The organism is Pseudomonas sp. TZ252 (assembly GCF_056110345.1).
On record NZ_CM148566.1, the window covers coordinates 5,477,849 to 5,501,377 of the forward strand.

Here is a 23,529-nt window from a genome sequence, read left to right on the forward strand (position 1 = left end):
GGGGGCTGTAGGGCGAATAACGCCACAGGCGTTATCCGCCGCCGACGTCACGGATAGGCGGCGGATAACCGCGAGCGGTTATTCGCCCTACGGATCGGGCTTCGGCAGCATCTCGGTCGCAAGCCATTCCAACTGGCGTAGGGCGAATAACGCCACAGGCGTTATCCGCCGCCGACGTCGCGGATAGGCGGCGGATAACCGCGAGCGGTTATTCGCCCTACGGCCCCAGGCTGCCCAGGTAGCCGGCGAGCGCCTGGATGTCGCTATCCTCCAGGCCGCCGGCGACCGCGCGCATGGTCGCGCTGTTGCCACGCTTGCCGTCGCGGAAGCCGTGCAACTGGGTTGCCAGGTATTCCGCCCATTGCCCGGCAAGGCGCGGCGCCTTCAGCGCCGCCAGGCCCTGGGCGGCGGGCCCGTGGCAGGTGACGCAGGGCGGTACGCCGCGCTGCGCCAGGCCGTTCTCGAAGAGCTGGCGGCCGCGTTCGCGTTGCCTCGGGTCGGCCAGGGTCTGTTCGCCGGCACTCATGCGCTGGGCGGCGAACCAGGCGGAGACGTTGACCACGTCCGCCGCGCTCAGCTCCTCGCCGCGGCCGTTGGTGGCCGGGTTGCGCCGGCGCTGGGTCTTGAGGTCGTAGATCTGCTTGTACAGGTATTCCCGGTCGAGCCCGGCGAGCTTCGGGTAGCTGCGGTTCGGCCGCGGCCCGCCGTTGCCGTCGTCGTCGTGGCAGCGCGAGCACATTTTCTGCGCCATCGCCTTGCCGCGCGCCAGGTCGGCGGGCGCGTCCGGGCCCGGCACGGCGGCGGCCAGCGGCAGGGAAAGCAGGGCCGAGAGGCAGCCGGCCAGCCAGCGTTTGCGCTCAGTCATGCTGCCAGGGCCCCCGCAGCCAGCCGTGGATGTCGTAGTCGGCCATGCAGCGCTGGACCATCGCCTCGCAGTAGGCCAGGTGCCCGCGACGGCTGGCCCAGGCCAGCGAGTCGAGGCGGATCTGCTCGGCATTGCCGGAATAATGGCTCTCATAGACCGCGTGGCGCGCGCCGAACTCGCTGCCGGTGGCGTCCCAGATCAGCTTGAACAGCTTCAGGCGCTGCTCCGGCTCCAGCTCGGCACCGCGGTAGTAGCTGTCCACCAGCCGCCGCGCCTCGCCGTCGCGCAGGTCGGCGGCGCCCGAGACGGTGACCAGCGGGGCGCCGCCGAGGGCGCTTTCCAGCAGCTCGCGGACCCGCTTCCAGATCTGCGGCACCTGGATGCGCAGGGCATTGGCGTACTCCAGGCGCGGCACCGCCGACCCGGCGGCGTTGCGCTCCGGGTCGCGGGCCATGGCGGTGGTCAGCGCCTGCAGCAGGTGCTGCAGGGCGATCAGCTCGCCGAGGGCAGCCTGTATCCCGCGGAAGCTCTGGGTGCCATTGGCGCGCACGCCGAGGGAAAGCAGGCCGATCATCAGCTCCAGCTTCACCCCGAGGCGGATGCCGGACTGGAAGTTGTACAGGTTGGCGAAGCCCGACTCGGCATAGAAGCCGGTGGCGCGGCGCAGGTCGCGGTAGACCAGGACGTCCTCCCAGGGAATCAGCGCCTTGTCGAACAGCAGCACGCTGTCGTTCTCGTCGAAGCGGCTGGACAGCGGATAGTCGAAGGGACTGCTCGCGCGCTCCTCGTAGGATGGCCGGCACATCAGGCGCAGGCCGGGGTTGTCCATGCGGGCGAAGAACACCAGGGCGAAGTCCTCGGCCTTGCCGGCTTCCATCTGCGCCGAGGCGACCGGGGCGACGAAGGTGGCGTTGGTGATGGCGCTGCCGGTGGCGAGCATCTTCGCCCCGCTGACGACGATACCCTGGTCGGTCTCGCGTTCGACGTGGACGAACACGTCGCGCATCTCGTGGATCGCCTTGCTGCGGTCCAGCGGCGGATTGATGATCGCGTGGTTGAGGAACAGCCCGCGGTCGGCGAAGGCGCGGTGCCAGGCGCAGGCGTTCTGCCGGTAGTCGCCGTAGAAGCCGGCGCCGGCCTCCAGCCCGGACATGAACGCCGCCTTGTAGTCCGGGGTACGCCCCATGAAGCCGTAGGTTATACGCGACCAGCAGCCGATCGCGTCGCGCGCGCCGAGCAGGTCCTCGGCGTTCTGCGCGGGGGTGAAGAAGCGGTGGCTGCGGCGGCCCTGGGCATCGACCCGGGTGAGGACGTCGCGCTGCTCGCCGTGGAGGCCGTCGTAGAGCCCGGCGATGCTGCGGCAGGCGTTGCGGAACGCCCTGTGCCGGGTGACGTCGGCGACCCGTTCGCCGTTGAGGTAGACCTGGCGACCGTCGCGCAGGCTGTCGAGATAGTCGGCGCCGGTCATCAGCGCGTTGGGGACGGAATGGCTCATGCTGGTTCCTTGTCGGGACGCCGGCCGTGGCGCGCACGGCCGGCGGGGCGGTCAGTCGCGCTGCAGGTGCGGGTTGCGCAGCGCCGGCTCGGCGTGGATATGCACCCGCCGCAGGTGGCGCGGCGCGCGGTGGGCGAAGGCCTCGCGACCGTGCAACAGGGTCAGGTTGTCGGCGATCACCAGGTCGTCGCTGCGCCAGCGGTGGGCGTAGTGCGCCTGTGGGTGGTACAGGCAGCGGCGCAGGCTGTCGAGCAGTTCGCCGCGCTGTTCCGGGGCGATGCCGTCGTAGTGGAACTCGGAGGGGTTGATGAAGCTGGCGTCGCCCTCGAGCGGCGGTTCGCAGAAACGCAGGATGGGGAATTCGCGGCGCGGGTGGCGCTCGACTATCGGCGCCGCCGAGCGGCTGCTGTAGTGCGCCGCGCTGCGCTGGTACCGGCCGCTGGCGCGGCGCCAGAGTTCCAGCTCGCTACTGTCGGCCAGTTGCAGCGCCGCCGGGGTCGAGCTGAAGGTGGTGCGGCCGCCGTCGCTGTCGCCGGGCGCGTCGACACAGTGGAACACCTGGAATTCCGGGACCGTCTCCAGGTACATGCCGTCCCAGTGCAGCGGCACGTAGTTGTTGGCGAAGATGTGGTCCTCGGCGCCTTCCTGTTCCACCAGCTCGAGCACCGCGCCGAACGGCCACAGCATGACTTCGCCGAAGTCGTGGCAGTAGCGGGTCAGGCTCTCGGCGTCGGCGAAGGCGGCGAAGCCGCGCAGGAGCAGCAGGTGGTGGCTGCGAGCCAGGCCCTTGAGCCACTGCGCCGGCAGTTCGCCGACGTGCATGCCGGGGCGGCCGGGCTCCAGCAGCAGGCCGAAGCGCGGCTGGTTGCCCTGTTCGTCGCGCAGCGGCGAGAGACGTACCGGTTGATCGCTGAGATAGGCGTTCATCGTCTGGCTCCTCGGGCTCAGGCCACGGCGGCGCGCCGGGCGGCCCTGGCCGGCAGGCGGTAGTGACTGGGCTGGCCGTTGATCTGCACCAGCTCGCCGCCGAGTTCCAGCACCTCGCTGCGCTTCATCAGCACGAAGCGGTCCTCGGTGTTCACCGCCACGCCGTGCCAGGGCGTCAGCCAGTCGTCGCGGGTCGGCATCATGTGGATGCCGAACTTCAGACTGTCCGCCGGCTGCGGATGGATGGACAGGCGGATCGCGCGGGGGAACTGGTCGGCCAGCAGCGCGCCCCAGGCCCAGCTGCGCTGGATCACCCCGTAGGCGCGCTCCTTGGCGTCGCGTTGCAGGGCAGTCTTCGAGCCCTGGTAGTCGGGGGTCAGGCCGTCCTCGTAGAGGAAACGGGTGATGGCGCGGTACAGCAGCAGGCCTTCTTCGCTGGCCAGCAGGGTCTCGCGGATGCTTTCCAGCGGCTCGGCGTAGCCGTCGATCAGCAACTGGCGGAGCTGCTCGTGGTTGTCGCGCTGGGCCTCGAAGGCGCGTACGTCCTCCAGGTTGAACACGCCGATATGGGTGGCGCCGATCTCCTCGATCATCAGGCGCAAGGCATCCTGGTAGGCGCTGATGTGCGCATCGCCGATCCTCACCAGGTCGCCGAACACCCGGCCGTCGGAGCAGACGGTGATCTTCGCGCCCGGTGCATAGAACAGCTGGATGCGCTGGCACAGGTGGTTGAGGAACGACAGCGACAGGCGCTCGGCCATGTCCGGACGGCTGTCGAGGACCTTGCCGGGGTTCGGCGACTTGGCCGGAAACGCCGGCAGGACGAATTCGATGGGCTCGCCGGCTTCGATGAAGGCGGCGATGCGCGGCAACTGGACCTGTTCGATGCGGCGGATCTCGTCCGCTTCGCTGGCGCTCTGGCGATGCTCGGGGTAACGGCGGCGATAGAGCAACAGTTCTTTCAATACGCGTGCGGGAAGGGTGTCTTCGGCGATGGCGTACATGCAGGTGTTTCCTCCTTGTGGGCGGATGCCGGCGGGGCCGGCAGCGGAAGGCGACATCCTGTGGACTCGCCGCCGGGGGATAAACCGGGGAAGGCCGGAAACACTGTTCGCTGAAGCTTGACGATGGGCGCCGGGCACGGGCGGGCCGCCGGCGTTGTCGCGTATCGCGGGGAGGGCTGAAGGAAGCGGCCGCCGGCGGGCGGCCGCAGGGCGGTCAGTCGGCGTTCTCGCCGCACAGGTCGAGGGCGAACCAGCGTTGCGCTTCGTCGCGTCCGAGGCCGGCGCCGAGCAGGCCGAAGAGCTTGCCCAGGGCCGCCTCGCGGGTCATTCCGCCAGCCGAGAGCAGGCCGGCGTCGCGCAGGCGGCTGCCGGCGGCGTAGACGCCGAACTCGACCTGGCCGTAGGCGCACTGGCTGACCGCGGCGAGCAGCACGCCGCGGGCGTGGGCTTCGCGCAGCAGCGCCAGCAGCTCCTCGTCGTCGGACGGGCCGGTGCCGCTGCCATAGCATTCCAGCAGCAGCGCTTCCACGCCGCTGTCGAGCAGCCCGCGCAGGTGCGCGGCGCGCAGCCCTGGATAGAGCGGCAGCACGGCGAGGTTCACTTCCCGGCGCGGCTGGCGGTAGCCGAGCGCCGCAGGCACCGGCGCATGCTCGGCGTGGCGCGGTCGCGGCAGTTCGGCGAAGGCGTCGAACGCGTCGCTGCGCAGTTTGCTGACTCGCGCGCCGTGCAGCAGGGCATCGTTGAAATAGACCTGTACGCCGCGCGCGTGGCCCTCCTGGAGGACGCGCAGGGCGCCGACCAGGTTGTCCCAGGCATCGCTGCCCGGCGCGCCGGCCGGCAGCATGGAGCCGGTCAGCAGCACCGGGACCGGCAGGTCGAGGAGCAGGAAGGACAGCGCCGCGGCGCTGTAGGCCAGGGTGTCGGTGCCGTGCAGGAGCAGCACGCCGTCGTGGCCGGCGTCGAGCGCGGCGACGATGGCGTCGCGCATCGCCAGCCAGTTGCCCTGGGTCATGTTGGCGCTGTCCAGCGGCGGTTGCAGTTCGGCGAAGCGCCAGCGCAGGTCCGGGGCGTCGCCGAGGCTTTGCAGGTGGTCGCGCATGCGCGCTTCGAAGCCACCGGCCGGAGCCAGTCCCTGAGGGGTCTGCAGCATGCCGATGGTGCCGCCGGTGTAGAGCACGAAGAGGTTCTTGACTGGGAGCATCCGTAATCCTTGTGTCGGGCCTTTTCGCGCCGGACGTGCGAAGAGGGGACACCATTGTGGCGCAGGCGCCGCTCCGGGGGGAGGGCGCCTGCGCGAGACTCAGCGATTGCCGCTCGGCAGCGGCTCGGCGTCCGCCTGCGCCGGGGGCTCGGCGCGCTGGCCGGCGGGCCAGGCTTCGCGGTCCAGGTCGAGGTCGGCGAACTGCGCCGAGTCGAACACCGGTTGCTTGATCCCGGCGCGGCGCTGCACGTCATAGTCGCGCATCACCCGCAGGCCGACCTTGAACAGCAGGGCCAGGGCCATCAGGTTGACGAAGGCCAGGCAGGTCATGGTGATGTCGGCGAAGGCGAACACGGTGGACAGGTCCTGCACCGAGCCCCAGACCACCAGGGCCAGCACCAGCGCGCGGTAGCCGATCAGCACCAGGCGGTTGCGGCTGAGGAACTGCAGGCTGTTCTCGCCCAGGTAGAAGTTGTAGAGGATGCAGGTGAAGACGAACAGCGACAGGGCCACGCTGACGAACACCCGGCCCCAGTCGCCGACCACCGCGGCCAGGGAGTTCTGGGTGAGGACGATGCCGTCGCCTTCGAAGCCCGGGGTGTAGAAGCCCGAGAGCAGGATCAGCAGGGCGGTGCAGGTGCAGATCACGAAGGTGTCGAGGAACACGCTGAAGGCCTGGACCACGCCCTGTGCCGCCGGATGGCGCACGGCGGCGACCGCGGCGACGTTCGGCGCGCTGCCCAGGCCGGCCTCGTTGGCGAAGACGCCACGCTTGACGCCCATCACGATGGCGCTGCCGAGCAGGCCGCCGAACGCCGGGTCTAGGCCGAAGGCGCTCTTGACGATGGTTTCCAGCATTGCCGGGACGTGCTCGATCTGGCTGGCGATGACGTACAGGGTGACGCCGATGTAGGCCAGGGTCTTGATCGGCACCAGCAGGTCGGAGACCGCGGCGATGCGCTTGATGCCGCCGATGAAGACCACGCCGAGCAGCACCGCCAGGGCGATCCCGGTGTGCTGCGGGGCGAAGCCGAAGGCGTTCTGCAGCGAATGGGTGACGGTGTAGGACTGCAGGCCGTTGAAGGCGAAGCCGTAGGTCACCAGCAGGAGTACCGCGAAGACCACCGCCATCGAGCGCAGCTTCAGGCCGTGCTGGATGTAGTAGGACGGGCCGCCGCGATACAGGCCGTCGCCGTCGCTGCGCTTGTAGACCTGGGCCAGGGTGCATTCGAAGAAGCTGCTGGACATGCCAACCAGCGCGGTGACCCACATCCAGAACACCGCCCCCGGACCGCCGAGGGTCACGGCGATGCCGACCCCGGCGATGTTGCCGGCGCCGACCCGGCCGGCGAGGCTCAGCATCAGGGCCTGGAAGGAACTGAGCTGGCCGGCCTGGCCGCGCAGCGATTCCCTGAATACGCCGAACATGTGGCCGAAGTGGCGGAACTGGACGAAACGCGAACGGATCGTGAAGTAGGCACCCAGGCCGACGATCAGGACGATGAGGACTTTTCCGGAAAGGAAATCGTTGAGCATTTCAAGCATGGAGGTCTACCTCGGTTCTTATTCTGGTACCGGCGTGCGCTGCGGCAGCGCCTTGGTGCGCGGCGCATGGTTGGCCATGACGCACCTGGTTACAATTTCGCGGGTTGCTCCTGCTTGATGCGACCTGATGCTAGAATCGCGTCCATAGCATCAGTTTTGGAGCCATCGATGTCCGAGCACCTGGGCGCCAATCTCAAGCTGCTTTGCAGCCATTACCGCTCGATTTCCGAGGTTTGCCGGCAATTGGCGATCAATCGCGCACAGTTCAACAAGTACCTCAGCGGCCAGAGCCAGCCGACGCCGTACAACCGCAAGCGGATCGGCGACTTCTTCGGCGTCGAGGACTACGAGCTGGGCTTGCCGCCCGAGCAGTTCGCCCGCCTGATCGGCGCCCGCACCAGCGCCCAGCCGCGCCAGCCCAGCAACGACCCGCTGTTGCGGCTGCTGCAACCGCTGCGCGCCGAGGCCGGCGACCTGGGCCGCTACTGCGGCTACTACTTCGAATATGCCAACTGCATGTCGGTGCCAGGCAGCATCCTGCTCTCCCTGGTGCATCTCTACGAGGAGGACGGCGTGTTCCTCTTCGAGCGCCAGGAACGCCAGGAGCGCACCAGCAGTACCGACGTGCAGGCGGAGGAGTGGGCGCGTTGCCGCTATCTCGGCGCGGCCTTCCAGTTGCAGGACCGGGTGTTCCTGATCGACTACGAGTCGCTGACTCTCAACGAGATGAGCCAGACCATCCTCATTCCCAGTTTCAAGAGCCGTATCACCCGCCTGAACGGCCTGAAGATGGGCGTTTCCAGCGGTGACCGGCGGACCCCGGCATGCAGCCGGGTGGTCTGGGAGTACCTCGGTGCGGAAATCAACCGGATCAACGCCTACCGCCAGGTGCGCCTGTACCGCCCGGACGATCCGCGGATCGACGAGGATATTCGCCAGCGCCTGGCGGCGGGGAGCTTGCGGCATGGGTTGCTGGAGACGGAGTGAGGGGCGGGGGATCGCGCAGGGCGGTGAGACCTGCTGACGACCCGGTTTGCGGCCACGAAAAAAGCCCCCTTGCCCGACGGGCAAGGGGGTAATGTGCGCCGGTGGTTGGCCGGCTACCGAGGTTCGCGGGAATCAGATGTGCAGGGCGTGTCCCAGCGCGCGCAGGGCGGCTTCCTGGACCGCTTCGCCGAGGGTCGGATGGGCGTGGATGGTGCCGGCGATGTCTTCCAGGCGGGCGCCCATCTCCAGCGACTGGGCGAAGGCCGTGGACAGTTCCGAGACCGCCTTGCCCACCGCCTGCCAGCCGACAACCAGGTGGTTGTCGCGACGCGCCACCACGCGGACGAAGCCTTCGTTGGCCTCCAGGGTCATGGCGCGGCCGTTGGCGGCGAACGGGAAACTCGCCACCAGGCAGTCCAGGCCGGCATCCTTCGCCTGCTCCGGGGACAACCCGGCGACCACCACTTCCGGATCGGTGAAGCACACCGCGGGGATCGCCACCGGGGCGAACTGGCGACGCTTGCCGGCGATCAGCTCGGCGACCATCTCGCCCTGGGCCATGGCCCGGTGCGCGAGCATCGGCTCGCCGGCGAGATCGCCTATGGCCCAGACATTGCGCATCGAGGTGCGGCACTGGTCGTCGACCTTCACCGCCCGGCCGTTCATGTCCAGGCCCAGGCTTTCCAGGTTCCAGCCTTCGCTGCGCGGCTTGCGGCCGACCGCCACCAGTACCTGGTCGGCGGCGATCTCGCGCTCCTCGCCGGCGCCGTCGCGGACCCGCACGCCGTTCTCGCTCGGGCCCAGCAGGCTGTGCCCGAGGTACAGCTCGACGCCCAGTTTGCGCAAGGCCTGGGCTACCGGCTTGGTCAGTTCCTCGTCGTAGCCCGGCAGGATGCGCGGTTGCGCTTCCACCACCGCTACCTCGACGCCGAGCTTGCGGTAGGCGGTACCCAGCTCCAGGCCGATGTAGCCGCCGCCGACCACCACCAGGCGCTTGGGCAGGCTGCCGGGCGCCAGCGCCTCGGTGGAGGAGATCACCTTGCCGCCCAGCGGCAGGATCGGTAGCTCGACGCTCTGCGAGCCGGCGGCCAGCAGCAGGTGCTCGCACTCGATGCGCTGGCTGCCGCCGCCGGCGAGTTCGACCGCCACGCTTTTGCCGTCGAGGATCCTCGCCCAGCCCTGGACGACATCGACCCCGTGTTTCTTCAGCAGCGCGGCGACGCCGCTGGTGAGGCGGTCGACGATGGCGTCCTTCCATTCCACGGTGCGGGCGATGTCGATGCTCGGCGCCTGTACCTGGATGCCCAGCGCCGACCGGCCGGCATAGTGGCGGGCCTTGAGGTATTCCTCGGCGGCGTGGATCAGCGCCTTCGACGGGATGCAGCCGACGTTCAGGCAGGTGCCGCCGAGGGCGGCGCCCTCCACCAGTACGGTGGGAATGCCCAGTTGCCCGGCACGGATCGCCGCGACGTAGCCGCCGGGACCGCCGCCGACGATCAGCAGGGAAGTCTTCAGGATCTGGCTCATCGCTTACTCCAGGAACAGGGTGGCAGGATGTTCGAGCAGGCCGCGCACGGCCTGGATGAAGGCCGCCGCGTCCATCCCGTCGACGACCCGGTGGTCGAAGGAGGAGGAGAGGTTCATCATCTTGCGCACGACGATGTTGCCGCCGACCACCATCGGTCGCTCGACGATGCGGTTGACGCCGACGATGGCCACCTCCGGATGGTTGATCACCGGTGTGCTGACGATCCCGCCGAGCGCGCCGAGGCTGCTCAGGGTGATGGTCGAGCCGGACAGCTCCTGGCGTTGCGCCTTGCCGCTGCGTGCGGCTTCGGCCAGGCGCGCCACTTCGCTGGCGTTGCCCCAGAGGTCGCGCGATTCGGCGTGGCGCAGCACCGGCACCATCAGGCCGTTGTCGCTCTGGGTGGCGATGCCGACGTGCACCGCGCCGTAGCGGGTGACCACCTCGGCCTCGTCGTCGTAGCGCGCGTTCAACTGCGGGAAGTCGCGCAGCGCCACGACCATGGCGCGGACCAGGAACGGCAGCAGGGTCAGCTTGCCGCGCTGGCCACCCCATTTCTGGTTGAGATGGGCGCGCAGGGCTTCCAGATCGGTGACGTCGATTTCCTCGACATAGCTGAAATGCGGGATGCGTCGCTTGGCGTCCTGCATCTTCTGGGCGATCTTGCGACGCAGGCCGATCACCGGCACCGCCTGTTCGTCGTGTCGCTCGGCATACCCCTGCGCGGCGCCGCCGCTGCGCGCGACGCTGCCATCCTGGGTCAGGTAGGCATCGAGGTCCTCGTGGAGGACGCGTCCGGCGGGACCGCTGCCCTGCACGAACTGCAACTCGATGCCCAGGTCGCGGGCGCGCTGGCGCACCGCGGGGGAGGCCAGCGGGCGTTCGCCGGGCTGGCGCCGCTGCCGTGGCGCCTCGCTGTCGCGCAAGGCGCGCGGCGCTTCGGCGGCGGCTTTCGGCGCCGCGACCGGGGCTCCCTTCGGTTTCTCCGGGGTGGCGGCGACGGGCGCGGCCGGACTCTCGGCGAGGTTGCCGGCGCCTTCCACCTCCAGGCGGATCAGTTCGCCGCCCACCGCCATCACCTGGCCCGGCTGGCCGCCGAGGGCGAGGATGCGTCCGGCCACCGGCGAGGGAATCTCCACCGTGGCCTTGTCGGTCATCACCTCGGCGAGGACCTGGTCTTCATTGACCGAGTCGCCGACCTGGACATGCCACTCCACCAGTTCGACCTCGGCGATGCCTTCCCCGATGTCCGGCATCTTGATCACATGGGTACCCATTCAGACCTCCATCACACGCTTGAATGCCGCGCCGACGCGCGCGGGGCCGGGGAAATACGCCCACTCCTGGGCATGCGGGTAGGGGGTGTCCCAACCGGTGACGCGCTCTATCGGCGCCTCCAGGTGGTGGAAGCAATGCTCCTGCACCAGCGACATCAGCTCGGCGCCGAACCCGCAGGTGCGGGTCGCCTCGTGGGCGATGACGCAGCGGCCGGTCTTCTTCACCGAGGCGACGATGGTTTCCAGGTCCAGCGGCCAGAGGCTGCGCAGGTCGATGATCTCGGCGTCCAGGCCGGTCTCGTCGGCCGCGGCCTGGGCCACGTAGACCATGGTGCCGTAGGTCAGCACGGTCAGCGCTGCGCCGGGGCGGACGATCGCCGCCTTGTCCAGCGGCACCTTGTAGTAGCCGTCCGGCACCTGGCTGGCCGGATGCTTGGACCAGGGCGTCACCGGGCGGTCGTGGTGGCCATCGAACGGGCCGTTGTAGAGGCGCTTGGGCTCGAGGAAGATCACCGGGTCGTCGTTCTCGATGCAGGCGATCAGCAGGCCCTTGGCGTCGTAGGGGTTGGACGGCATCACCGTGCGCAGGCCGCAGACCTGGGTGAACATCGCCTCCGGGCTCTGGCTGTGCGTTTGCCCGCCGTAGATGCCGCCGCCACAGGGCATGCGTACGGTCATCGGCACGATGAAGTCGCCGGCCGAGCGATAGCGCAGGCGCGCCGCCTCGGAGATCAACTGGTCGGAGGCCGGGTAGACGTAGTCGGCGAACTGGATCTCCACCACCGGGCGCAGGCCGTAGGCACCCATGCCGACCGCGGCGCCGATGATGCCGCTCTCGGAGATCGGCGCATCGAACACCCGCGAGGTGCCGTATTTCTTCTGCAGGCCTTCGGTGCAGCGGAACACGCCGCCGAAGTAGCCGACGTCCTGGCCGAATACCACCACGTCGTCGTCGCGCTCGAGCATGATGTCCATCGCCGAGCGCAGCGCCTGGATCATGGTCATGCTGGTGACCGTCTGGGCGTTCTCGTGTTGCGGGTTCATGGCATTCATACCCCGAGCTCCTGGCGTTGCCGGCGCAGGTGCTCCGGCAGTTCTGCATAGACGTCCTCGAACATGCTGGCGGCGCTCGGCACCCGGCCGTCGATCAGGGTGCCATGGCTCTCCGCCTGTTTCTGCGCGGCCAGCACTTCGGCTTCGAGGGCCTTGTGGGTGGCTTCGTGCTGTTCCTCCGACCAGATGCCGAGGCCGATCATGTGCCGCTTCAGGCGGGCGATCGGGTCGCCCAGCGGGAAGTTGGTCCAGTCGTCGGCGGGGCGGTACTTGGACGGGTCGTCCGAAGTCGAGTGCGGGCCGGCGCGGTAGGTGACCCATTCGATCAGGCTCGGCCCGAGGTTGCGCCGGGCGCGCTCGGCGGCCCACTCGGAGGCGGCGTAGACCGCCAGGAAGTCATTGCCGTCGACCCGCAGCGAGGCGATCCCGCAGCCCACGCCACGGTTGGCGAAGGTGGTGCCTTCGCCGCCGGCGATGGCCTGGAAGGTGGAGATCGCCCATTGGTTGTTGACCACGTTGAGGATTACCGGCGCGCGGTAGACATGGGCGAAGGTGAGGGCGGTGTGGAAGTCCGACTCGGCGGTAGCGCCGTCGCCGATCCAGGCCGAGGCGATGCGCGTGTCGCCCTTGATCGCCGAGGCCATGCCCCAGCCGACCGCCTGGATGAACTGGGTGGCGAGGTTGCCGGAGATGGAGAAGAAACCGGCCTCCTTGCTCGAGTACATGATCGGTAGCTGGCGGCCCTTGAGCGGGTCGGCCTCGTTGGAGAGAAGCTGGCAGATCATGTCCACCAGCGGGTATTCGCGGGTGATCAGGATGCCTTGCTGGCGATAGGTCGGAAAGCACATGTCGCCGTCGCGCAGGGCCAGGGTGTGGGCGGTGGCGATGGCTTCCTCGCCGAGGCATTGCATATAGAAGGAAAGCTTTTTCTGCCGTTGCGCGGTGAGCATGCGCGCGTCGAACAGGCGGGTCTTGAGCATCGCCCGCATGCCGCGCAGCAGTTGTTCGTTGCTGAGCTGCGGATTCCAGGGACCGACGGCGTGGCCGTCGTCGTCGAGCACACGTACCAGGCTGTAGGCCAGGTCGCTGGTCTCGGCGGGCTCGACATCCACCGGCGGCTTGCGTACCTCGCCGGCGGGGGACAGGTGCAGATAGGAAAAGTCGGTCTTGCAGCCAGGACGCCCGGTGGGCTCCGGGACATGCAGACGCAACGGCTCGTAATCACTCATGACAGGCCTCCGGCCCGGTCCGGGCCAAACGGTTGGAGAGATCAGAAACGGGCGAACGGCGCTCGAAGCGGCGGACTGGGCGGATGGCGGGTTCCCGTCCTGTGGGTGGGGGCGGGTTGCAGGCATGCCGGGGTACGGCAGGCGCGGTCGTACTGGGTGACGTCACTCATGGTGAGGCCCTCGGGTTTTGTTTTTGTAATTTCAGTATAGGCTTCGGGTGCTAGTTTTTTGCTCCAAATTGACTAAGGTATTCCGGCAGTATTGGGTTGTTTGAACTACAAGAATTGCTAACAAGAGAAACAACGCACCATGGCTGAACTCGACCGCATCGACCTGAAAATCCTCCGTGCCCTGGCCGACGACGGCCGCCTGAGCTGGCGCGATCTCGCCCAGAAGGTCGGCCTGTCGCTGACGCCGACGCTGCGCCGGGTACGCCGCCTGGAAGAGGAACACTACATCCAGGGCTACTTCGCCCGGCTCGACGAGGAGCGCCTGTCCGGGGCGATGAGCGTGTTCGTCTCGGTGTCCCTGGAAAAGCAGACCGGCGACTACCTCGCTCGCTTCGAGGAACGCATCGTCGATGCGCCGCAGGTCATGAGCTGTTTCCAGATGACCGGCGATGCGGACTACATGCTGCGGGTTGTGGTCAAGGATCTCGCCGCCTACCAGGCGTTCCTCACCAATACCCTGACCTGCATTCCCGGCGTGGCTGGCATCAAGTCGGCCTTCGCGCTGAAGTCGGTGATGCTGCGCTCGGCCCCGCCGCTCTAAGCATAGACCCTGTCTATCTGCGTAACGTTACGCTATTCTGATTGCGTAACGTTACGCAGATGGAGGCGTTCATGAAAGCCAGCAAACCCGGGCCCAAGCCGAGCGGCAAGGCCAAGTCGGCCGCCCAGCGGATGCGCGAATACCGCGCGCGCAAGGCCGAAGAGGCCCTCGGCGCCGAGCATTCCGACAAGGAGCGCGAGCGGCAGATCCGCCGTGAGGCGCGCGCCGAACTCGAACGCGTGAAGCTGGAGCAGCAGCGCCGCGAACACACCCTGCGCAAGGAATTGGAAGCCTGCCAGACCGAGATTGGCCGCCTGCTCGGCCTGCTGCGCCGGCACGGCATCGATCCGCACCCGGGCAACTGATCAGCCGGGCGTGTCGAGGAAGGCCAGCAGGGTCGCTTCCTCGGCACTCAGCCAGCGGCGCTTGCGGGCGCGCCTGAGCTGGCCCAGTTGCCCGGCCTGGTAGGCCTCGATGATCGCCGGGTGGATGTAGCATTGCCGGCAGATCGCCACGCTGTTGCCCAATTCGGCGGCGACCTCCGCCACCACCGCGCCAAGCCCGTCGGCTTCGGCACGCCGCAGGCGCTCCAGCGCCAGCGCGCTGCCGGCCCAGGTACGGTAGTCCTTGGCGCTGAAATCCTCGCCGGTATGCCGGCGCAGGTACTCATTGATGTCGTGGGAGCCGATGCGGTGCGGCTGGCCCTCCTCGTCCAGGTACTGCAACAGGTCCTGGCCGGGCAATTCCAGGCAGCGCCGCAGCACCCGCGCCAGGCGCGGATGCTCCAGGCTGACGTCATGCTCGATGCCGCTCTTGCCCTTGAAGCGGAACCGGATGCGACTGCCGTTCACGTCCACGTGCCGGGTACGCAGGGTGGTCAGGCCGTAGGAGCGGTTGTCGCGGGCGTAGCGGTGGTTGCCGACGCGGATCAGGGTGGCGTCGAGCAGCGCAACCGCCAGGGCCACCACCTTGTCGCGACCGAGGCCGGGCAGGCGCAACTGGGCGTCGATGTGCCGGCGCAGCCGCGGCAGCGCCTGGCCGAAGCGCAGCAGGCGCTCGTACTTGTCGGCATCGCGTACCTCGCGCCAGCGCGGGTGGTAACGGTACTGCTTGCGCCCACGGGCGTCGCGGCCGGTGGCCTGGAGATGGCCGTTGGGGTCGGGACAGATCCAGACCTCGCGATAGGCCGGCGGAATGGCCAGCTTGTCCAGCCGGCGGATCTCCTCGGCGTCGCCGATGCGCTGGCCGTCGGCATCGAAATAGACGAAGCGCTTGCCCTGCCGGCGTCGACGGATGCCCGGCTGGCGGTCGTCGACGTAGCAGAGGCCGGCGGGCAGGGCGGGGATATCCGGTGGCGCTGCGCTCATGCTTGGGTTCCGAAGGAAAGCTTGCCTGTTTAGGCCGCTGCGCCCGCTGGAACGTTCAACCGCGCTGCGCTTGCTCCTGCTCGTAGCCGAGGGCGCCGGCGATATGGCGGCCGGCGATGTAGCCGAAGGTCAGCGCCGGCCCCAGGTTGATGCCGCCGGAGGGATAGTGGCCGGCGAACAGGCTCGCCATGTCCGCGCCCGCCGCGTACAGGCCGGGGATCGGCTGGCCGCCGCCGTCCAGCACGCGGGCCTGGGCGTCGGTCTTCAGCCCGGCGAAGGTGCCGAAGCAGCCGGGCTCGACCTGCACCGCGTAGTACGGTCCGCGTTCGATGGGGGCGACGCAGGGATTCGGCCCCGGATACGCCGGGTCGCCCTGCTTGCGGTTGAATGCCGTGCCGCCGCGGCCGAACTCTGGGTCGCGGCCCTCGCGGGCGTGGCGGTTGTATTCGGCGACGGTGGCGGCCAGGCCGGACGGGTCGATGCCGCAGCTCCTTGCCAACTGATCCAGGCTGGTCCCGCGCTTGAGATAGCCGCTGCGCAGGTGCGCGGCGATCGGCAGCGGCGCCGGACGCACGTAGCCGAGGCCGTAGCGACGCAGGAAGCGCCGGTCGCAGACCAGCCAGGAGCGTGCCGGCTGCCCGGGCGGGGTGGCCTCGAGCAGGGCGGCGACATAGTCGTGGTAACCGTGCGCCTCATTGACGAAGCGCCTGCCGTTGGCCAGCACGCCGATCAGCCCGGGCTTGCCGCGCTCGATGATGTGCGGGAAGTGCCCGGCCTCGCCATCGCCGTGGGGAACTCGCGAGACCGGCGCCCAGGCGATCGGCGAGCGCAGGTCGTCGGCCACCCGGCCGCCGGCGCTTTCCCCCAGGCGCAAGCCGTCGCCGTTGCAGCCCGGCGGCGGCAGCGGCAGCAGGGTGTCCAGGGTGGGGGCCAGCTCGGCGCGGCGCTGCGGATCATGGGGAAAGCCGCCGCAGGCCAGGACCACGGCGCCTGCCTCGATGCGCAGGAGTCCTTCGGCGCTCTCGACCAGCGCGCCGACCACCTTGCCGTCACGCAGCAGCAATTCGCGGGCTGGCGCCGATTCGATCAGGCGCACACCCAGGGCTTCGGCGGACTTGGCCAGGCGCGCTACCAGGGCCACGCCATTGACCAGGTGCATGGCGCGACCGTAGCGCAGCAGGTGCCAGAGGTGGCTGGAAAAGCGCCGGGCGACATGCAGGAAGGCCGGCAGCGAGCGGGTCAGGTCGAGGAAGGCGGCGAGGTCGGCGCCGGCCATGATCGGCATGCCCATGAACGAGGTCTCCCGCAGGGTCTTGCGCAGGCGCGGCAGCAGCGGGCCCAGTTGCCGTGCGTCATAGGGCGCGGCGACCAACTGGTGGCCGCCCTCGGCGGCGCCCGGCGTGTCGCCATGCATGTCCGGGATGCCGTTGCCGTCGACGAACCGCAGGTGGGTGTGGCGCTCGAAGAAGGCCACCATGTGCGGGCAGGCTTCGAGGAAGGCGTCGATCCGCGCGGCGTCGTAACGCTCGCCCAGTTCGTGGCGCAGGTAGGTACGCGGTTGCTCGATGTCCTCCTCGATACCGGCGCGACGCGCCAGCGGGTTGCGCGGCAACCAGGCCCAGCCGCCGGACCAGGCGCTGGCGCCGCCGAACACCGGGTCCTTCTCCACCAGGACTACCCGGCGCCCGTGCCAGGCCGCGGTCACCGCCGCCGCCAGCCCGGCGGCGCCGGAGCCGACGACCAGCACGTCACAGGTTAGCGGGGTGGTCTCGACGGCCGCAGAGGTCATGGCTTCTCCCTTTTTCAAGATTTCGGAACGATGTTCCATATTCTAGGGAGGCAATGCCCGCGTACCAACCCGCTCAGCGAAAGGAGCGGGCGATCATCGGCCAGGTCGAAGCGAGGTCGGCCGCCCGTTAGGGAAAAGGGAGACGGGAGGGGAAAGGCCCGGCGCAGGCGCACCGGGCCGAGGGCGTCAGCGCGCTTCGCCGCCGCCCTGGACCGCGGCGGCCTTCTTGCGCACCGGGAAGGGGAAGTAGAGGGCGCGCAGCAGCGCGACGCGCTTGATCACTTCGCCGATCAGCAGCGAGACGATCACCGAGATCACCAGGGCGACGCTGGCAGCGGCCGGTTCCGACAGGCCCAGGTGGACCAGCAGGTTGAAGGTCTTGTGCTGGATCTCGCCGTGGAAGATCAGCAGGATCAGGGTCGACTGGCCGATGTAGGTCATCGCCTTGCCCAGCCAGTCGATCTTCATCATCAGCCCGGACAGCGCCCAGCACAGGTAGACGCCGCTCACTGCCTGGACGGTGGCCCAGAACCAGTGGTCGTAGCGGCGCTGCGCCATGTCCACCACCGTCGGGTAGTAGAGGAAGCTGGCAGTGGTCACGGCAAGGGCGATGCACAGGGTCAGCAACGAACTCTGGTGGCGACGCAGGACGTCGCGCAGGACATAGCCGAACATGAAGTGGGCGCTGCTGATCAGGGTGATGTCCAGGCTGAACGGCAGGCCTGGCAGCAGGTACTGTTCGCCGCCGAACTCCACCGGGATCTGCCAGAACGTCTTGAGGAACAGGATGCCCAGGCCCAGTTGCACGGCCAGCAGCACGCAACTGGCGGCGAGGGACAGGCCGAGACGCTGGATGACGCGCAGCATGAACCAGGCGAACAGAGTCGCTACCCAGAAGTGCGGCAGGTACCAGAGCGCCTGCCAGGGCAGGGTGTCGACCGAGGCGTACAGCACTCCGCCGATGTCCGGCAGCAGCGGCTGGCCGCGCAGCAGGTCGCGGAGGATGACGTAGCCGAGCATGGTCACGAAGAACGGCTTGAGGAGGGCGTCGGCCTTGCGCAGGGCCATCTCGCCGAAGGGTTGCTCGGTCCTGAAGAACACCCCGGAAATGAAGAAGAACAGTGGCAGGATGAACGGAGAGAGCAACGGATAGAGCACGGTCGGCGAACTGGCGACGAACCAGCTGTGCCCGAAGACGATGATCAGGATGCCCACGCCGCGGGTCACATCCATCTGAATCCAGCGTTTTTTCACTTTGCAACTCCCGCTTGACGCGCTAACTCACAGTGGTTGTTCGAAGGCCCCCAGGGCCAGGCTCCCTACCCGGAGCCATGGGTCAATCGGTGCGCCAGGGCCGCAGCCAGAGCGCCATGCCGAGCAGCGCCAGGCAGCCGGCGACGGTGCCCAGGCCCAATTGCAGCCAGATACCGTCGATGCGGAACAGCAGGCCGGCGGCGAGCGCCATGGCCAGGGCGTTCAGTAGCCACAGCCGGGCCCAGGGCAGGGCGCCGAGCAGGGCCTGGCGACGCATCAGCAGCAGCGCGGTGCAGAGCACCCCGCCAAGGGCCGCGAGGGGAATCCCCGGCAGTCCGAAAATCAACGGCAGGACCGCCAGCAGCGCGGCGTTCAGCGCGCTGCCGAGCAGCTCGCAGCGCAGCGGCAGGCGAGTATCGCCGGCGGCGTAGGCGTAACGCGCCAGCAAGGCATTCCAGGCGCCGAACACCAGTGGCACGGCGAACCAGGCCAGCAGCGCCGGCAACGGCGAGCCGGCGGTCTGCCGCGGCAGCAACAGGGCCACCAGGCCGGGTGCGGCAGCGACCAGCCCGACCCCGGCCGGCAGGGTCAGCAGGCTGGCGGTCTCCAGGCCGCGGCGAAGCAGGGCCAGGCGCTCGCCACCCTGGCGTCGGCTCATCATGCCGAGCAACACCTGGTTGAGGCTCATCAGGGCGATCAGCGGCAGGTTCATCAGCTTGCGCGCCAGGTTGACCCAGGTCACCGCGCCTTCGCCGAGCAGCGAGGCCACCAGCCGCTCGACCAGCGCCAGGCCCTGGCTGGCGGCGTTGCTCAGCAACAGCGGAGCGATGCGCCCGCCAAGCTCGCCCAGTTCGGTGCCGGACAGGCGCCAGTGCCAGGGCCGCCAGCCCTCGATCCATAGCGAAGGCAGCAGCACCAGCGGCATCAGCAGGCTGCCGAGCAGGCAGGCCAGGGCCAGTTGTTCGGGTTGGCTGGCCTGGCCGTGCAAGGCCAGGTAGAGCACCGGCGGCAGGTTGAACAGCAGCGAGCCGAGCCCGGCCAGGACGAAGCGCTCGGCGGCCTGCAGGGGGATGCTGAATAGCGCATGGAGCATCAGCCCCGGCACGCACCAGGCGAGGACCCGCAAGTTGGCCGCGGCCTGGGCGCTGGCCGTCTCGGCCAGGCCCGGGCCGAGCAAGCGCACCAGCCAGGGCGCCGCCGCCAGCAGCAGGAGGCTGAGCGCCACGGCGATACCGAGCAGCGCCGGGAGGATTGCCGCCAGCCAGTCGAGGCGACGTTCGCCCTGGCGTTCGAGGAACAGTGGCAGGGCCGCCGCGCTGAGCACGCCGCCGGCCAGCGACATGCGCAGGGCCTCGGGCAGGAACAGGGCGATGAGGAAGGCGTCGCTGCGCTCGCCGGCGCCCCAGGAGGCCACCAGCAGCCATTCGCGGGCGAAGCCCAGGCACAGGCCGAGCAGGGTGGCCAGGGTCAGCCAGAAGGCGGAGCCGAGCATCTCAGGCCTCGGCCCCGCGCTCGAGCTGTCGCTTGAGCTTGCGATAACCCACCGCCCGCGGTTGCGGCTGGCGTTCCGGGAACAGCCGGCGGGCTTCCAGCAGGTTGATCCCGACCAGCAGCCAGAACAGGCCGATCATCACCACGGCGAAGCTGAAGTAGTGGTCGAACAGGCCGCTGACCAGCGCCGCCAGGATGCCGCCCGTACTGCCCAGCCAGATCGCGTTGTCGCGGGTCAGGCGGATCGGGCCTTTCTCCGGACGGGCTTCGCGCCACCAGCGCCAGGTCACCGCGATGAACAGCAGCATGCCGCCGAGGCCGACCTTGTACATGAAGTTCAGCCACAGGTTGGAGATGCCCAGGAGGTCGGTACCCGGCACCGGCGGGTCGACCTTGAAGCCGATTCCCAGCGGATAGCGGGCGACGGCCTTGGGGAACATCCGGTATTCGTCGAAGCGCACCTCGGTACTGGCGTTCTGCGGCGAGAAGATGGTCGCCAGGCGTTCCTGCAACGGCGGGTAGCTGAGCACCAGGACCACCACCAGGCCGACCCCGAGCAACAGCAGGCGGCCGGTGTAGGGCACCTTGCGCAGGGACATCCAGAACAGCACCACCGCCAGGCTGAGCATCGCCCCGCGGGAACTGGCGAGGAGGATCGCGGCGGCGCCGAGGACCGCCACGGCGAGGCCCAGGCCGCGCCGCCAGCCCTGGTTGGCGACCCCGTAGCAGAACGCCAGGGGCAGCAGCAGGGCCATGATCCCGCCGGTGGCGTTGGGGTGCATCCATGGCGAGCCCATCCGCGAGGAAAGCGCCTCCAGGCCGAACTTGAGGGTGTCCAGGTTGGCGTAGTTGAACATCGCCAGGATCGGCGCCATCCCCGACGCCGAGCGGTAGCGGATGAACACCGCGATGGACATCAGCAGCATCGCCAGGGTGCCCAGCAGCAGGGCGATGACCAGTGTCTCGCGGTTCTTGCGCTCCACCAGCAGGCGTCCGGCGAGGAACACGATGGACAGGTTGAGCAGCCAGCGCAGCCAGTTCGACAGGCCGCTGGCCTCGGCCTTGATGCTGACCTGGCCGACCACGAACGGCAGCACGGTGAACAGCATCAGCCACAGCAGCATGCGCTCGGTGGAGCGGTAGCGCAGCGCCGGCGCCGGCGGCAGGCGCGAGAGGAAGATGTGCCAGAGCACCGCGCCCCAGGTCAGGGCGAGGATCGCTTCGCTGACCGTCGAACGGATCCCCACGTTGACCGTGGAGTAGGGCATGAAGGTCGCCACCAGGGCGAACAGCAGCAACCCCCAGAACGGGAAGCGCAGGATGGTGACCGCGGCCGCCAGGCCGACCATGGCGGCGCCGGCCTTGGCCGGGCTGAGCATCAGCAGCGCTCCGCCGAAGGCCAGGCCGAAGACGACAGCGACGAGGTTTCCCAACGACATTCTCAACTCAGTTCCTCGATCAGTGCGGCCAGCCGTTGCCGGTAGGCTTCGCGGTTGAAGCGCGCGGCCCAGGCGATGAGTTCTTCCGCCGAGGCTTCGCGCGGCGCATCGGCCAGGCGCAGCATCAGGCGTTCCAGGGCGGCGCCGTCGCTGGGCGAGAAGCGCGGCGCCGACGGCGGGGTGACTTCGTCCAGCGAGGTGCCGCTGGCCACCGCCACCGGCGTGCCGACGCTCAGCGCCTCGACCACCGGCAGGCCGAAGCCTTCCGCGTAGGACGGTTGCCAGAGCCGCTCGGCCTGGCGGTACAGCGCGTGCAGTTCGGCGTCGTCGAGCCCGCCGAGCGCGTGCAGGCCGGGCAAGCCGCGTTGTTCCTCGGGCAGGTGGTCGAGGCTGCCGACCAGCACCAGCGGCGGCACGCCGGGCGCCTGGGCGCGCGCCCGGGCCCAGGCGCTGACGAACCAGGGCACGTTCTTGCGCAGTTCGCGGGTACCCACCAGCAGCCAGTAGCGTGGCGGCAGGCCGCGTGCCGAGAGGTCGGCGGGTTCGCCGGCGAAGCCGTCGACCTGGTTGGGCAGCACCCGGACTTTCCCGGCGACCCCGGGAAACAGCCGCACAGCCTCGTCGGCGCTGTACTGCGAAGGGGTCCAGACACGGTCGGCGACACGCAGCGCATAGGCGATCGACAGGTAGTCGCTGATCCGATAGACCAGTGCCTTGAGGCGGTTGGCGTGGTAGTTCTTCAGGGTGATCTGGAACAGATCGTGGATCAGCAGCGCATAGCGCACGCCCGGCGGACGCGGCGGTAGCGGCAGGCCCATGTTGAAGGTGCTGATGTACAGGTCGATGTCCTGTTCGCGCAAGGCGCGTGGGAGGAACCCGGCTTCGAAGCGCAGGCGCTGGTGCGGCTGGTGCATCGCGGTGCGCGGGCAGCCCCACGGCGGGCAGACCGCCCGCTGGCGCAGCGGGTCGTCGAGAGGGGCCACGGTGAAGCGGGTCACCTGCGTGCCGGGCAGGCTTTCCAGGGCCTGCTCCATGGCATAGACCTGGCGGCTGATGCCCGAGTGCGGCGAGCTGCCGACGGTGCGGTAGTCGAGTCCTATGCGCATGCCGGCGCTCCTTCGGCGAGGCCGGCGTAGACCTGTTCCAGTTGGCTGGCGGCGACGCTCCAGTCGTGTGCGCGACGTACGTAGGCGCGGCCGTTCTCGCCCAGCGCGCGGGCCTGCGCCGGGTCCTGCAACAGGCGCACCACGGCGTTGGCGAGCTGCTCGGCGGATTCGCCGCCGAGGTAGTCCTCGCCGTCCCGCAGTTCCAGGCCGGAAACGCCCTGCGCGGTACTCGCCAGCGGCAGCCCGGCGGCCAGGGCCTCGAGCACCTTCAGCTTCGAACCGCCGCCATGGCGCAGCGCGGCGAGGAACACCGAACTGCTCGATTGCAGTTGCAGCAGGTCGGGAACGAAGCCTTGCCATTCGATGCGCGGATCGCTCCAGCGTTGCGCCCACTCCGCCGGCAGCGCATAGCCGCAGACGCTCATGCGCGCCTCGGGGCAGTGTGCCCAGACCCGCGGCAGGATCTCGTCGAGCATCCATTCCACGGCATCGACGTTCGGTGCGTATTCGTAGTTGCCGAGGAACAGCACGCGCTGCGCTTCGGGCGTCGGCCGGGCGGCGGCGAAGTGCTCGCAGTCGACCCCGTTGACCACCACTGGCACCGGGCGCCCGAGCATCGCGCCGAGCTGCCGCGCATCTTTCTCGGTCACGGCGACGACCGCTGCCGCCTGGCTCATCACCCGGCGTTCCCAGCGGCGGTAACGCCACTGGTCGTAGCGCACGAAGGGCAGCGCCCAGCCCGGCAGGCGGTCGTAGGTGGCGGCACCGAGGGACGACTCGACGTTGTGCTCGGTGAGCACGAACGGCTGGCCGGCGTCGCGCAGCGGTCGCTCGTAGGGCTGGAAGCTATAGCTGTGCTCGACCTGGACCACGTCCCAGGGCTCGCGCAGCAACTCCGTGGCGGTGCGTTGCAGCTCCGCCGACAGGCCGTTGACGCTGGCCAGCAGCGGGTAGGGCGCGAACAGCGCGGCGAGCAGCGTGGAGAGGCTGCGCAGCGGTCGGCGCGGCAGCACGACCAGGCGTTCGAGGAAGGGCTCCAGGGCCTGGCGGTCCTCGGCGCTCACCGGCTGCTTGCTGTGCAGCAGCACGGTGATCCGGTGGCCGCGTGCCGCGAGGCTGCGCAGCAGGTGGTACTGGCGGGTCTTGCCGCCGCTGGTGGTGGGCCAGGGCGAGTAGGGCAGGATCCAGAGAATACGCATGGGTG

Annotated in this window: 20 protein-coding genes; 3 read left to right on the forward strand and 17 right to left on the reverse strand. The window is 69.1% G+C overall.

The features are described 5' to 3' along the window. Positions 1–217: 217 nt before the first annotated feature. From pvcD to ACYAF3_RS25335, 6 genes are all read right to left on the reverse strand, one after another. The gene (gene pvcD / locus ACYAF3_RS25310) at positions 218–865 is read right to left on the reverse strand and encodes a paerucumarin biosynthesis heme-binding protein PvcD (protein ID WP_003122751.1); all 648 of its coding nucleotides are present in this window, start codon (positions 863–865) and stop codon (positions 218–220) included. Then, positions 858–2,360 carry a paerucumarin biosynthesis protein PvcC gene (gene pvcC / locus ACYAF3_RS25315; protein ID WP_128669735.1) on the reverse strand — a complete coding sequence of 501 codons (1,503 nt, stop codon included), beginning with the start codon at positions 2,358–2,360 and terminating at the stop codon, positions 858–860. The genes pvcD and pvcC overlap by 8 nt, the downstream gene beginning before the upstream one ends. A 51-nt stretch (positions 2,361–2,411) precedes the next feature. Further along, the gene (gene pvcB, locus ACYAF3_RS25320; protein ID WP_023115339.1) at positions 2,412–3,287 is read right to left on the reverse strand and encodes a paerucumarin biosynthesis oxygenase PvcB; all 876 of its coding nucleotides are present in this window, start codon (positions 3,285–3,287) and stop codon (positions 2,412–2,414) included. 17 nt (positions 3,288–3,304) lie between these two features. Next, positions 3,305–4,291 (reverse strand): paerucumarin biosynthesis protein PvcA, encoded by a 987-nt coding sequence (pvcA, locus tag ACYAF3_RS25325; RefSeq protein WP_003089256.1) that lies wholly within the window; start codon positions 4,289–4,291, stop codon positions 3,305–3,307. A 214-nt stretch (positions 4,292–4,505) separates the two neighbouring features. After that, positions 4,506–5,492 carry an asparaginase gene (locus ACYAF3_RS25330; RefSeq protein ID WP_003117810.1) on the reverse strand — a complete coding sequence of 329 codons (987 nt, stop codon included), beginning with the start codon at positions 5,490–5,492 and terminating at the stop codon, positions 4,506–4,508. Positions 5,493–5,591: 99 nt separating this feature from the next. Then, complete coding sequence (locus ACYAF3_RS25335) at positions 5,592–7,037, reverse strand: alanine/glycine:cation symporter family protein (RefSeq protein ID WP_003113731.1); 1,446 nt, start codon at positions 7,035–7,037, stop codon at positions 5,592–5,594. Between the two features lie 168 nt (positions 7,038–7,205). On the opposite strand from ACYAF3_RS25335, the gene ACYAF3_RS25340 reads away from it, so the two are divergent. Further along, positions 7,206–8,024, forward strand: a complete 819-nt coding sequence (locus ACYAF3_RS25340; RefSeq protein ID WP_003117809.1) for a transcriptional regulator — start codon at positions 7,206–7,208, stop codon at positions 8,022–8,024. Between the two features lie 132 nt (positions 8,025–8,156). Here ACYAF3_RS25340 and lpdA read toward each other — a convergent pair whose 3' ends face one another. From lpdA to ACYAF3_RS25360, 4 genes are read right to left on the reverse strand one after another with little or no spacing between them, the layout of a single operon-like run. Continuing rightward, entirely contained in the window at positions 8,157–9,551 is a 1,395-nt protein-coding gene (lpdA, locus tag ACYAF3_RS25345) for a dihydrolipoyl dehydrogenase (RefSeq protein ID WP_003120146.1), read from the reverse strand. A gap of 3 nt (positions 9,552–9,554) precedes the next feature. Further along, positions 9,555–10,826, reverse strand: a complete 1,272-nt coding sequence (locus tag ACYAF3_RS25350) for a dihydrolipoamide acetyltransferase family protein (protein WP_003144147.1) — start codon at positions 10,824–10,826, stop codon at positions 9,555–9,557. Next, positions 10,827–11,879 (reverse strand): alpha-ketoacid dehydrogenase subunit beta, encoded by a 1,053-nt coding sequence (locus ACYAF3_RS25355; protein ID WP_003089248.1) that lies wholly within the window; start codon positions 11,877–11,879, stop codon positions 10,827–10,829. After that, positions 11,876–13,108 (reverse strand): 3-methyl-2-oxobutanoate dehydrogenase (2-methylpropanoyl-transferring) subunit alpha, encoded by a 1,233-nt coding sequence (locus tag ACYAF3_RS25360; protein WP_003111886.1) that lies wholly within the window; start codon positions 13,106–13,108, stop codon positions 11,876–11,878. Before ACYAF3_RS25360 ends, ACYAF3_RS25355 begins: the two co-directional genes overlap by 4 nt. A 309-nt stretch (positions 13,109–13,417) precedes the next feature. Here ACYAF3_RS25360 and ACYAF3_RS25365 point away from each other — a divergent pair, with 309 nt between their 5' ends. Together ACYAF3_RS25365 and ACYAF3_RS25370 are read left to right on the forward strand one after the other, a co-directional pair. Continuing rightward, complete coding sequence (locus tag ACYAF3_RS25365; protein WP_003089245.1) at positions 13,418–13,879, forward strand: Lrp/AsnC family transcriptional regulator; 462 nt, start codon at positions 13,418–13,420, stop codon at positions 13,877–13,879. Between the two features lie 71 nt (positions 13,880–13,950). Beyond that, entirely contained in the window at positions 13,951–14,244 is a 294-nt protein-coding gene (locus ACYAF3_RS25370; RefSeq protein WP_003113727.1) for an inner centromere protein, read from the forward strand. On the opposite strand, the gene ACYAF3_RS25375 is transcribed toward ACYAF3_RS25370, so the two are convergent. The 7 genes from ACYAF3_RS25375 to ACYAF3_RS25405 form a co-directional block, all read right to left on the reverse strand. Then, complete coding sequence (locus ACYAF3_RS25375) at positions 14,245–15,246, reverse strand: DNA topoisomerase IB (RefSeq protein ID WP_128669731.1); 1,002 nt, start codon at positions 15,244–15,246, stop codon at positions 14,245–14,247. Positions 15,247–15,301: 55 nt separating this feature from the next. Then, entirely contained in the window at positions 15,302–17,035 is a 1,734-nt protein-coding gene (locus tag ACYAF3_RS25380; RefSeq protein ID WP_023118487.1) for an FAD-dependent oxidoreductase, read from the reverse strand. 186 nt (positions 17,036–17,221) lie between these two features. Further along, on the reverse strand, positions 17,222–18,289 hold the full coding sequence (locus tag ACYAF3_RS25385) for an acyltransferase family protein (RefSeq protein WP_003089238.1): 1,068 nt from the start codon (positions 18,287–18,289) through the stop codon (positions 17,222–17,224). Between the two features lie 82 nt (positions 18,290–18,371). Further along, a complete protein-coding gene (locus ACYAF3_RS25390) occupies positions 18,372–19,781 on the reverse strand; it encodes a lipid II flippase MurJ (protein ID WP_003122758.1) in 1,410 nt (469 codons plus the stop codon). Position 19,782: 1 nt separating this feature from the next. Next, on the reverse strand, positions 19,783–21,219 hold the full coding sequence (locus tag ACYAF3_RS25395; RefSeq protein ID WP_003089234.1) for a biofilm formation protein PslJ: 1,437 nt from the start codon (positions 21,217–21,219) through the stop codon (positions 19,783–19,785). A 2-nt stretch (positions 21,220–21,221) separates the two neighbouring features. Next, positions 21,222–22,325 carry a glycosyltransferase family 4 protein gene (locus ACYAF3_RS25400; protein ID WP_003120152.1) on the reverse strand — a complete coding sequence of 368 codons (1,104 nt, stop codon included), beginning with the start codon at positions 22,323–22,325 and terminating at the stop codon, positions 21,222–21,224. Further along, on the reverse strand, positions 22,316–23,524 hold the full coding sequence (locus ACYAF3_RS25405) for a glycosyltransferase family 4 protein (protein WP_003158940.1): 1,209 nt from the start codon (positions 23,522–23,524) through the stop codon (positions 22,316–22,318). The genes ACYAF3_RS25400 and ACYAF3_RS25405 overlap by 10 nt, the downstream gene beginning before the upstream one ends. Between the last annotated feature and the right edge of the window lie 5 nt (positions 23,525–23,529).